This window comes from Clostridium acetobutylicum ATCC 824, assembly GCF_000008765.1.
GTDB lineage: Bacteria > Bacillota > Clostridia > Clostridiales > Clostridiaceae > Clostridium_S > Clostridium_S acetobutylicum.
In genome coordinates this window covers 2,677,768-2,690,552 of the sequence record NC_003030.1, presented here as the reverse complement: position 1 = coordinate 2,690,552, position 12,785 = coordinate 2,677,768, and the positions used below count along the sequence as shown (strand labels likewise).

Genomic DNA, 12,785 nt, shown 5'->3' with positions numbered 1-12,785 from the left:
AAACAGCATTGATACTGATGCTGTTTTTATATTTGCTCAATACAACCCTATTAATTACATTAATACAAAAAGTTATTGAAAAAGGAAAATAACAATTATAAAATATAAATGTTGACAATAAAATTCATTCAAGGAGGAAACAAGATGAAAAGTAATAAAATTATAGGATTTATAGCAGCAGCTGCTTTTGTTTTTATATTGGGAATGCCAACAGATAAAAGCTATAAAGCAGATACAGAGTTAGGTGTGTCTTATGCTACGCATGTAGAAAATATAGGTTGGCAAGGTGCTGTAGAAAATGGACAAGAAGCAGGAACAGATGGTAAAGGACTTAGAATTGAGGCGTTAAAGCTTAATTTAACTAATGCGCCGGAAGGAGCGCATATACAGTACCAAGGTCATGTACAGAACATAGGTTGGCAGGATTGGAAGCAAGATGGAGAAGAGGCAGGAACAGATGGTAAAGGGTTAAGAGTAGAAGCACTTAGGATAAAGCTTAAGAATATGCCAGGTTATAGTGTTCAGTATAGAGCACATGTACAAAATATAGGTTGGCAAGATTGGGTAAGTGATGGACAAGAAGCAGGAACAGATGGTAAAGGATTTAGAATAGAAGCACTTGAGGTTAAGATAGTTAAAGTAAGTGATAATTCAACTGTAGGAGTAAGCTATGCTGGTCATGTTCAAAATGTGGGTTGGCAGGATGCTGTTGAAAATGGACAAATATCAGGAACAGAAGGTAAGGGACTTAGAGTTGAGGCATTAAAGCTTAATTTAACAAATGCACCAGAAGGAGCACATATAAAGTACCAAGGACATGTAGAAAATATAGGTTGGCAAGAGGCAGTGCAGGATGGAGAAGAGGCAGGAACAGACGGTAGAGGATTTAGAGTTGAAGCAATAAAGATTGCACTAGAGAACTTGCCAGGCTACAGTGTTCAATATAGAGCGCATGTGCAAAACATAGGCTGGCAAGATTGGGTAAGTGATGGACAAGAAGCAGGAACAGATGGTAAAGGGCTTAGAATAGAGGCAATCGAGGTTAGAATAGTTAAAACAGCAGATGGAAGTACTCCAAAGCCAGTGGATTTTATAGATTATTCCAATATACCACAGCCTGCATTTGATAAAGATAAGACTAAAATGGATTGGAATTCATCAGATAAATTGAATCAAGAGGTAAATAAGATTGAAAATCCTACAGGAATTATATACGCATATAATGATGCGGGGGATAAAATAACTGGTAATGTATTTGATGCTATAGATCTTCAGGGAAATTACGTTGCAGATAGGGAGGCGACAGAGGAACAGGCAAAAAATAATTTGATTAAGCTTTATGATTATAATAACGGAGGATTATATACAGCACAAAATGGAACTGTTTATAAGGTAGCAGGAGTATATAAAGAATACACCTCCACAAAGTCTAATGATATTGATACACTAAAAAAAGCTGTTAAAAAGTTAAATACACAATTTATGACTTCAGGTTATGATCAGTCTAAAACTTTTGATAGATTATATGTGGTTACAGATGGAACAGGAACATTTTGGATTAATAGAGTTGTAGTATATTTAACAAAATAATAAAAACTCTCCTTTAAGGAGAGTTTTTATTATAGTTGGGATTCCTTAAATTTATGTTCCATAGCTCTTGTAAGTTTGTGAAAGGGTCTTTTTAAAATAGTTAGAAAAAAGAAAAAAATAATAAAGAAGCCTAGATTTCTGAGATTGCTGTAGACATTATTCCATATAGGACCTGATATGGCTTCTCTAAAACCATTTATTCCGTAGGTAAATGGCCAAAGAGGTTCTAATATACCAAAGATTTTTGGATTTGTTTGTATTGGATATATACCTCCGGAGCCTGCAATCTGAAAGACCATCATTACAACGGCTATTGCTTTGCCTACATTTCCAAATATCGCAACTAGAGTGAATATAATAAAGGTAAAGGTGACAGAACATACCCAGCCAAAACACATGAGTAAAAGCATGTTTTGAGGATTTACATGAAGTATATACTTATCACCAAGTATTATGATGGTGGTTTGAATAAGGGATAATACCAAAAATAAAAGCATTTTGCCAAAGTGTTCCTGCCAAATGTTAAGATGCTCTCTTCCACTTAAATTTTTAAATTCTGTTGTAAGCATTGAGGAGAGAAGTAATACTCCTACCCATATAGCAAGGACTGAGTAAAAGGGTGTTAAGCCAACTCCAAAGACTCCTTCTCCGTAAATATCCACTTCTCTTGTGGTTAGAGGAGAGGATATAAAACTTGCTAATTCATTAGTGTTCATAGATAAAAGTTTTATTATATCATTTAAATCTGAATCACTTAAAGAATTCATTTTGCCACTGAGTCTATTAAGTTCTCCTGAAAGTGATGAAAGCTTACTGTTTATATCGTTTGCTTGATTTATGGAAAGTGTACTTGTAGCCTTACCGTAATTTGCTAAAGCATCTAGCTGAGGAATTAATACTTTTGTGCTTTCTAAAAGTGTACTTATATTAGTTAAATTTCCATTTAAGTTATCTCCCATATTATTTAAAAGAGGAAGAACAGAAGAATAAAAGCCATTTGATATATTTAGCATGTCGTTTGAAAGCTCATTGCTTAAGGCAGAAATTGAATCAATTTGGCTGTTTATTGCATCCTTTGGTGCATTGTTATCAATAGAACTTTTAAGCTGAGATAGAGAATTTTTTGTATTAGCTGCTAAGGCGTCTGCATTTTGAAGATAACCTATTATGGAATTTGCATTAGGTATAGTGTTAGTCTTAGATATTGCCTGTAGATTATTTATTGTGGATTTTAAATTGCTATCAAGGGAATTATTTATGCTATTTAGTTGCTCTAGATTTGAGTAAGAAGTTGTATTCTTCATTCCAGATAAAATACCCTGAAATTGACCATTTTCAGCTTGAATTTCAACCATATCGTTATTTAAATCACTGGAGGTTGTAATAAGGGTTTGTTTTGTAGCTGAAATTAGATTTTTACTGCTTTGGGCAGCATTTTGAAGATTGTTAATCTGGTCTGTTAGTTTTGGCAAAGTTCCTTGAAGCTTTGATAAGTAACTGCTTATATCCTGAGAGCTTTTATTTGCAGTTTGTATGTAATTTTGTGTGTTTATAAGATTTTTAGATGCTTCATTTATAGTGTCCTTAAGCTGAATAATATTTGATTTATTCATAATGTTTTTATTGGATTTTATTAATGTTAAGGTTTCTTTTGTAACTGTATTTACGAAACTTGTTTTTATCTCCTGAGCAACTTTATCCTTAGCTGAATTTGTTATTTTTGAAGCTATTGCATTTAATTTTTCATTACTCCTATATATTATAGAAGGTTTTTCTGGAGTTGTTGTTGTTAGACTTGTAAGTCCACTTGAAAAATTGCGGGGGATGTCTAAAAGGGCATAATACTTTCCTTCATTTAATCCATAGTTTCCCTGCCATTCATCCACAAATATCCACTTAATAGATTTGTTTTTTCTAAGCTCAGATACAATTTCATTTCCTGCATTTATTCTTTTATTATTAAAAATAGCACCTTCGTCTTCATTTACAACAGCAATCGGAATATTACCTGTATTTGCATAAGGATCCCAGCAAGCATTTATGTTTATCCAAGCATATAGGGAAGGTAAAAAGCATAGGCCAACTATCATACCAATAGCAGAAGGGCTTCTTTTAATGCTTTTTAAATCTCTTAAAAATATTTTGAAAATTTTTTTCATGAAGTTACCTCCTAAATTTATTCACCAACGCCTGATTTTTTAAAACCGTCTTCAAATTTTGAAATTGGCCTGTGAAGAGGTATTTTAAAGAAGAAACCAAAAAATATGAATACAACTGAAATAAGTATTAAGGCAGTAAAATCAAGCATAACGCTGCTTATTAAAGGTCCAGCTATAGCTTCTCTAAATCCACCAACGCTATAGGTAAAAGGTAGCATAGGTTGAAGGATTCTGAAAAATAATGGGTCAACCTGTATTGGATAAGTAGAACCGCTGCCTGCAATTTGTATTATTAAAAATATAATACTTATTGCTTTTCCTATATTGCCTAAAGTAGATACTAAGGTAAAAACTATTACACAGAAGGTGAAGCCTGACATCAGTGCAAAGGCAATTAAAAGAGCAGGATTTACAGTATAAATTTTTAGAAGTAGTATATCACCAAGAGATACTATAAAAGACTGTATTAAGCTTAGGGTTATAAAGGTTAACATTTTTCCAAAGTGCTTTTCACGTAAGGTTAGTATATGTAATCCTTGAGAATCCGGAACTCTTGTTTTTAGTAAGGATACAAGGAGCAAAGTTCCAACCCAAATTGCAAGTACTGTGTATACAGGTGCCATACCAGAACCGTAATTTGGTATGCTGTAAATGGATTCATCCTTTATACTAAAGGGAGTGGAAATAAAATTTCCCATAAAATCAGGATTGCTCTGGAGGATGCTTATAATTTGAATTAAGTCGTTATTATTAGTCTCCTGAAGCTTACTGCTTAAAGCTGAAATTATATCTTTAAACTGAAGAAGTCTATTTTTTAGATCTAAAGACACTTTTGAAGATAGATTGCTCCCATCTATAGAAGTTTGAAGTAAGTTATTTATGCCATTATTTAAATCTTGTGCAGTTCCTAGAATAGAGGAGGCGTCGTTAGTTACATTAACTAAATTTTGTGATATTGAATTTAAAGAAGCTTTAACGCTGCCATTATAGCTAGTATTAGTGTTTATGAGATCTTTGTTCATGGTAGAAGACCTATTTGTTATTGAAGCAACTAAAGCTTTATTTAGGTTATTTGTGCTAAGAAGCTGTTTTTGAAGATTGTTTATATCAGATTTTTGTGAAGCAATTGAACCTTGAGTATTTTTTAGTGATACAAGCATATTAGCTAAAGACTCATTGGGTGAGGTTGCGCTTATATTTTGCAGAAATTCTATTATCGATGAAATTGAGTTATTTAGGTTATCTAGCTCAGTGTTTATTTTAGATATGTCAGAGTAAATTATAGAGGCGTTACTACTCGAAAAATTTGTGTTAAGTGCATCAGTAAGATTTTTAATTCTATAGCTTGCAGCTTCAGCATTGTTTAAATTTAGAGCTATGTTATTAAAAGAATTATTTAAGGTGTTTTGAGTGTTTAAAATCATGGTTTTGTTGTCAGTGTTATTTTTAGATATCATACTTAAGCTGCTATTTATAGTTGGGATAGTGGCTTTTAATTGTGTTAAAAACATACTTAGGTTGTTAGAATTATTGTTTATACTGTTTAGCAGCGATAGTATAAGATCCATATTATTATTTACATCGATTATATTATTTTTTAATTTCAGTATATTGTTTTTATTTTTTTCAGCTTCTCCGCCTACTTTGTTTAAAGAAGAAAATATAGCTTTATTTACAGTAGCTATAAATTCAGTTGTGATTTCGTTGGTCAAGGTATCTTTAGCTACTCCTGTTATTTTTCCTGCCACAGGGTTTAGTTTTGTATTTACCTTATATATAATTTCAGGTTTTTTTGGGGGAGTTTTAAGTATACTTGTAAATCTTCCAGTGAAATTTTCTGGAATTTCAATCATAGCGGTGTAACTGCCATCGATAATACCCATATTTGCATTTCTTGTGTTTACAAATACCCAACCTATTTTATGATTCTTTTTTAAATTATCTACAATTTGATTTCCCATATTCAAGTATTTTCCGCGAAAGGAACCACCTTTGTCGTTGTTTACTACAGCAACAGGAATACTGCTGGTGTGTTCATAGGGATTCCAGCAAGCTTGTATATTTACCCAAGCATATAGAGATGGAATTACACAAAGCCCTCCTATAATCAAAAGGGCTATTGGATTTTTTATAATGCTTTTAATATCCCTCTTATATATACTTACAATATTATAAATATGTCTCATAGTTATCCCCCTTTGTTAGTCATATTATATTTTATATGAGGATTTAATATACTTCTTAATACGAAAAAAGTTTTTAAGCTAATTGATTGTTTTTCATTTTAATGATATTATGTAATTAAAATACAATTATGGGAGGTAATGAGTGGAATTTAGGGGATATGTCTATAAATTTAAGTTAAATGCATCCCATAGCGTTTTAATAAATAACAAAAGAGGAAATGTGCATTCTCACACTTTTATGATTGCAATAAAAATAAGGATAGCCGATGATGAATTTTTTCTTTATAACAAAATTGAAAAATTAGTCAATGATTATTTAAGAAGATATGAAGCACAGGAGCTTAATAAAATATCTCCTTTTGACAAACTTGAGCCTACGTTAGAGAATATAGGAAACTTTTTGTTTAAGGAAATTACAAAAGTGTTTAACGAAAAAAAGGTTGAGCTTACGAGACTAGAAATAAGTGAAAATCCTTCAAGAGTTTATGTTGTAAACAATTGTAAGGATGTAGAAGAGAAGAGACAGTATAACAAGCTAAGAAGGTTAACTTTAGATGGAATTATTAGTGTATGTGAAGAGGAATTAGTTAGAAAATTTCAAAAAGCTGAAAAAATAATAAGAAAGAATATGCCAGAGGTAGAGATAAAATATGTAGAAGAAAATAAACCGAAAGAAGAGAAGAAAAAGAAAATTGAAAAAAGCTATAACGTAAGCTTAAGAGTTTTAATTTCACTATTTATTATTATGTTTTTAGGAACTTCATTAATGGTTTATTTAAAAAATATTGAAGGATATCCTTGGGGGGTAGATACTTATGGACACTTATTTAAAGCGGATTTTTTGTATAAGAGTATAAGGCAAGGTAATCTTTATCCGCTTTTTACAAATTACTGGTATAACGGAATACAGCCCTTTAGGTATTGGGCTCCTTTTTCTTATTATTTACTTGCAGCATGTGAGTTTTTGGTAAGAGGAAATGTTAGTGGGGCATATCTTATTTTTATTAGCTTGATTTTCTTTATAGGAGCCTTAGGATGGCTTATTTGGGGGATAAGAGAAAGAAGTATATTCATTTCATTAGTTTTAGGAATATTATGGTTTTTTCTTCCTGAGAACTTAAAGGTGCTTTTCTATGAGGGAAATATTCCGAGAGCTTTAATAACAGCTTTATTGCCATATCTATTTTACTTCTTGTGGGATTTTGTGAATTATGGCAGGAAGTGGTCAATATTACCGATGACATTATTTATGACGCTTATTACTATGACGCATCTTATGGTAGCTGCAATGGTGGTAACTGCGTCATTCGTGTTTCTATTCATTTACTCCATTATATTTAAAAAAGTTATAAAGCCTCTTCAGTGTTTAACAGCAATGGGAATAGGAATTGCAATTTGTGGGATTTGGCTTTATCCAGCACTTAAAGGCGGACTTACTTCAATGGACAGCGAGGCAACAAGCGAAGTTATGAAATTTTTTAGTGCAAAATTTACAGATGCATTAAACCCATTTATACGGCTTACGCAAGAGGGAAGAAATGGTATGTTTTATTATGGTTTATCTATATTTGTTGTGGCTGTTTTGGGTATAATACTTTCAAAAAAGAAGAGCTTACCGGGATTTATAACTTCAGTTGTCATTTTTTTAGGAAGCACTACTGCATTTTTGCCTATAGTGTCTAAGCTTCCACTAAATCAACTGTTTTGGATGATAAGATTTGCACCTATAGCTTACGCTTTATTTACAATAAGCCTTCTAAACTGGAAAAGCTTAAAGAGATATATTAAGCTAATAGTTTTAATTATCATAATAGCTGATAGTTCTCTATCTTTTAGATTTTCACTTTATCCAAAAGGAAAAAACTTAGAGGCTATAAAGGTACTTTCTAAGGCTAAGGCTGTAACAAAGCAAAGAATATCACTTATGGATGATAGCACCTTTGCCTCTTACGCCTCATATTATATTTGTAATGGCAAGGATAAATCAGCTTATTCATATGGATGGGCATGGCAGGGGGCTGCGACATCAAGCAATATTGTTTTATTAAATACTGCTCTTGAAAATGGATATTACAAGTATATGTTTGATCGGTCTCTTGAAATGGGTTGTGATACCGTAGTTCTAAGAAAATCTGTGATAAAGGATAATAGAAAAAGCTTTAGTGATATAGATTATGGTGCAAAGCTTTCTGGTTATAAGCTTTGTTTTGAAAATGCTGACAGTTATATATTTCATAAGAGCACACCTAAAGCCTTTGGCGTTATTACAAAATACGAGGGGCTTTGTATAGGGAAGTCGGCAAAGGAGATACAACTTTTATATCCTTCATTTAAAATAGGAAGCTCAAATAATCTTGAAGACTATTCATTGAATGATCTTATGAAATATAAGATTATTTATTTATCAGGATTTTCCTATAATAATAGATCAAAAGCAGAAGGTATAGTAAAAAAGTTAAGCAAAAAAGGTGTTAGAGTAATTGTAGATATGAATAGAATACCTACAGATAATATTACAGATAGAATGATATTCTTAGGTGTGATTTCAGAGCCAATAGTTTTTGACAATAAAATGCCTGATTTATTTTTTAATAAAGAAAGGTATGTGGCAGATGTAAAATTTAAAGAAGAGTATAAAAAATGGAATACGGTATATCTTACAAATACTCAAAATGTAAAGGGCTTTTCTTGGATAAATGATAAGAAAATTGCTTTTTTAGCGTCTGGAATTAAAGATAATAAAAATGTGTATTTTCTTGGATTTAATCTTATGTTTAATGGTATGACTAATGAAGATAGTAAGTCACTTGATATTATGAATGAAATAATAGGAAAGGAACTTACAAATGTTCCTAAACGTGAAATTGTTCCTCTTAAGGTAAGTTATAATAAAAATTCAATAAAGATAAATTCTCCTAAAAAAAGTGTGAATACAACCATTGCATTTTTAGATGCATATATGAGTGATAAGAAAATATATATGGATCAAAATCTTCTAAATGTACGGGAAAAAGGTGTTACAAACATTTCTGTAACTTATCCATATTTAAAAAAGGGTATAGCTTTATCTTTAATGGGGTTAATTGGGCTAATTATATTAATTGTTTTTGTATTTAAGGGGAAGGGTGAATGTATTGAAAAGAATACTTAAAAGGTTTTTTAGTTTGTTTATAGCTGCCTTGATTTTACTGCCCTTAAGTGTTAATGCTGCATCTAATGGAATAACTTTAGATGGATATTTTGATGATTGGGAGGATAAGCCAATAACTTATTTAAGGTATCCAAGTGTTACACCAGAACAGGTACATCAGCTTAGGGAATATACTGATAACAATTATCTATATTTGTATATAAAAATGGGAACGCGAGGTGGTCAGGGCTTAAGTTATTATGTTATAGAATGTTCCTTTAATGATAGTAATACAGTTCAGAAACATTTGCAGATTGCTCCCGACAGGCCACAAACTGGAAGAGTTACAATCTTTGATATGGATGGAGGTTACACGGCAGTTTCTACAGATGGGTATATTGTGCGTGGAAATAATAGTGATGGAAAGACCAGTGATCAAGCTGAATTTAAAATACCTTTATCAGAATTTAGAACCCAAGGTGCGGTAGGAATTGAAAATGTGAAGCTCAGAATACCAGATTTGGGAGATAGATATGCTGCTTTTCAGGTTGGAAGTACAGGACCGTATTTTAGCGTTTTAATTTGCAGCATAATAGCTATATCAGGTGTATTTATGATTAAAAGAAGAAACAATCTAAGGGCGGCTATATGAGGGTGCTTGTAGTCTCTTTATTTATATTTTGGATATATTTATTAACGGTTTTAGTAAGAGCAAAGCTGCATTTTTTTAAGTTTTTAATAGGAGCTGTTGGGCTATTTTTTTTCATGATTATATTTTTTCAAAAATTTGCAGTTATGCTTTTGACGCTTTGGGTAACGGTGGTTTCTGGGCTTATTGGAGATGCTGTAGGGTATTTTAAATCCTTCTCTGACTATGGACTTATATTTATAAATACTAATAACTGCAATATATCTATGTATATAGACTATGAATGTTCTGGAGTTATAGAGATTTTTGCCTACATGGCACTTTTATGGTTTTTTCCACTGTATAATACACTTGAAAAAATAATGTACACAGTTATAGGCGCACTTTGGATTTTTGCTGCAAATATACTTAGAATTGTTATTATATGCAGCATAGTACACTATTATGGAGATAGCACTTTTTATTTCGCACACACTATATTTGGAAGACTTATTTTTTATATTCTTTCTATAATTCTATATTTTCATGTGTTTACAAAATCTCATATAAAAAGGCAAAAGGTAGGTAATGTTTCATATGAGTATACTACTAAGTAAGACCTTAAGGGAATTGATATTTTGGATGGCATGGATTATAATACCACTAATTATGGAGATAATCCCCGCTTTCGGAGGCTTTTTTATATTGGTTAAAAAGAGTTTTAACTCTAATAGAGAAGGCTTCATTGGAACGCTTCCAGAAATAACTTTGATAATACCTATATACAATTCTGAAGCTACCTTAAAGGGATGTATAGAATCTATATATAATTGCAGTTACCCCACAAGACTTATAGACTTAATCCTTGTAAATAACATGAGCAGTGATGACAGCTTTCAGGTTTTTTCTCAATGTCAAAAAGAGTTTTGTGGACTTTCTATGAGGTATATGAATTCAAAGCAGGGAAAGTCAAAAGCTCTTAATATGGCACTTTTTAATAGTGCAGGTAAATATATAATTCATATAGATAGTGATGGAAAACTTCATTATGATGCAATAAAAAACATGATAGTTCGCTTTGAGAAAAATCCGAATATTCACTGTATGACTGGAGCAATTTTAAGTGATATAGAAGGAATAGAAAAAACTCATAAAAGGTTTTTAAAGTTAATAAGGAGATGCGAATTCTTTGAGTATGCTCAGGCATTTTTAGCGGGAAGAAACTTCGAATCAGAGATAAATAGTATATACACTCTTTCTGGTGCGTTTTCAGCCTTTAGAAAGTCTACTATTTTAAAAACACAGCTCTATAACAGCAAAACTGTTTGTGAGGATACGCATATAACCTTTCAGGTGAGAAGGCTTTTAAAAAAGAAGGTGTATCTTTGTGAAAATTCTATATTTTTTGTAGATCCAATAGAGAATTTAAATAAGCTTTATACGCAAAGGCAGAGGTGGCAGAGGGGAGAAATTGAGGTTTCTCATATGTTTTTTAAAAATAAAATGAATTCTCCTTTAGGTTTTTTTCATAATTTTATGATAAGGGTTGTTATGTATGATCATACCTTTGCTTTCCCTAGAATGATATGGTATTTTGCTATAATATTTTTATTTTTTATGAACTACCCAGTGAAGCTTGTTGTAGGATCTCTTGTAATAATATATATGCTCTACGTACTGTCTACATTTTTGTTTTATTTAAATGTGAGGATATATCTTAAGGAATATAAAAGTATAAGAGAATATTATAAAGCTAGATGGGGCTATATATTTTTAATGCCTATTTATAATTTTGTGGTGTTTTGGATACGTTTTGCAGGAATAATTAACAGCATAAAAATTAAGAGTAAGTGGAAAACACTTACTCTTAATGATGAATGGACTGCGTTTTTAAAGGTTATACAATCAGATTTTAGAATGATAGGTAAAGGAATAAATAAAATAAGGCGTTTGGTGAATGATTGATGGAAGATAAAAAGAAATTCATACTGAAGGTATTTTTAATATTTGTAGTAAGTGTATTTTTAATCTGTATCTTTTGGTATTCGATTATAAAAGAAATAAATATAAATAAAAGTAATATAATAAAGTTTTTTATGGAACAGCAGTATTTAAAAACCAACGAAATTGGAGATAGAGTACAGTATGCTTTAAAGGCTTCAGATGAGAAAAAGGTTGTAGATGATATTCTTAAAAAGGAGACAAATTCTAAGAACAACTATGTATTTCTATATAGCAAAGATGGAGTTGTTTTTGAAAGAAATGATACTAATACATCGAGATATAAAAATAAAAGCTTAAAGCAGTTCTTTTTTAGTTTAGAGTATAATGGAGGAGAAAATCTTTCTTATATGAAAAGAAGTATTTTAAGTGGTGGAAGTGGCTATGATGAGGTGATAAGAAAAGGCTCGGGTGGTAAGGAAATTGATGCTTGGTACCCCTTTAAATCAGGTGAAAAGTTATATACCTTAGGTACAGCTGTTTCAAAAGATTATCTTATTCGTGCAACCTGTATTGATGAGCATAGAGAAAGACTTATTATATTTTCTAGCTTGATTACTTTAATTTTAATTATAATCTCTTGTGCCTTTCTTCTTCATATATATTTTGCAACCAAAAATATTTTAGATTTAGAAAAAACCATAAGATATAAAAATCTTCATATTGAAAGTTTTATAGAAAAGCTATCAGGAACTGAGGAATCTTTAAAAAAAGCAAGTATAAGAGATTCTTTAACAGGTGTTTACAACATGGAGTTTTTTTATAAAATTTTAGATAAAATAAATATGGGTATATTTATGCCAATAGCTGTTATTGTAGTTGAAGCTTTTCCAACCTCAGAGGAGGTAATTTCTGAAGCTGGAAAAGTTTTTTATGGCAATGATATTGTTTCTAGAATTGATTACAACAAATTCGCAATTATAAAGCTTAATACAAATAGGGAAGAGGCATTTAAGTTTATGGATAACGTTAAGCATAAAACAAACTACACATTCATATATGGAATTTCTGTTAAGGAAAGAGAAGAGGGGAAAATTATCATGAACGTTAGATCTGCAGCAGAAAAAATAAAGCTATGGGGGGGAATTTAA

The 12,785-nt window shown here is 31.3% G+C and carries 8 protein-coding genes; 6 read left to right on the top strand and 2 right to left on the bottom strand.

From position 1 onward, the window contains the following. The first annotated feature begins 144 nt into the window (after positions 1 to 144). Entirely contained in the window at positions 145 to 1,590 is a 1,446-nt protein-coding gene (locus CA_RS13225; protein WP_010965874.1) for a hypothetical protein, read from the top strand. A 29-nt stretch (positions 1,591 to 1,619) separates the two neighbouring features. Here the strand turns inward: CA_RS13225 and CA_RS13220 are convergent, their stop codons facing one another. Both CA_RS13220 and CA_RS13215 read right to left on the bottom strand, forming a co-directional pair. Next, the gene (locus tag CA_RS13220; protein WP_010965873.1) at positions 1,620 to 3,749 is read right to left on the bottom strand and encodes a YhgE/Pip domain-containing protein; all 2,130 of its coding nucleotides are present in this window, start codon (positions 3,747 to 3,749) and stop codon (positions 1,620 to 1,622) included. Between the two features lie 17 nt (positions 3,750 to 3,766). After that, entirely contained in the window at positions 3,767 to 5,935 is a 2,169-nt protein-coding gene (locus CA_RS13215) for a YhgE/Pip domain-containing protein (RefSeq protein ID WP_010965872.1), read from the bottom strand. Positions 5,936 to 6,077: 142 nt separating this feature from the next. Here CA_RS13215 and CA_RS13210 point away from each other — a divergent pair, with 142 nt between their 5' ends. The 5 genes from CA_RS13210 to CA_RS13190 are packed head-to-tail and all read left to right on the top strand — an operon-like array spanning position 6,078 to position 12,785. Beyond that, entirely contained in the window at positions 6,078 to 9,086 is a 3,009-nt protein-coding gene (locus CA_RS13210; protein ID WP_010965871.1) for a 6-pyruvoyl-tetrahydropterin synthase-related protein, read from the top strand. After that, a complete protein-coding gene (locus CA_RS13205) occupies positions 9,070 to 9,717 on the top strand; it encodes a Firmicu-CTERM sorting domain-containing protein (RefSeq protein WP_010965870.1) in 648 nt (215 codons plus the stop codon). Before CA_RS13210 ends, CA_RS13205 begins: the two co-directional genes overlap by 17 nt. After that, positions 9,714 to 10,310, top strand: a complete 597-nt coding sequence (gene xrtG / locus CA_RS13200; RefSeq protein ID WP_010965869.1) for an exosortase family protein XrtG — start codon at positions 9,714 to 9,716, stop codon at positions 10,308 to 10,310. The genes CA_RS13205 and xrtG overlap by 4 nt, the downstream gene beginning before the upstream one ends. After that, positions 10,291 to 11,658 carry a TIGR03111 family XrtG-associated glycosyltransferase gene (locus CA_RS13195; protein ID WP_010965868.1) on the top strand — a complete coding sequence of 456 codons (1,368 nt, stop codon included), beginning with the start codon at positions 10,291 to 10,293 and terminating at the stop codon, positions 11,656 to 11,658. The genes xrtG and CA_RS13195 overlap by 20 nt, the downstream gene beginning before the upstream one ends. After that, entirely contained in the window at positions 11,658 to 12,785 is a 1,128-nt protein-coding gene (locus CA_RS13190; protein ID WP_010965867.1) for a GGDEF domain-containing protein, read from the top strand. Before CA_RS13195 ends, CA_RS13190 begins: the two co-directional genes overlap by 1 nt.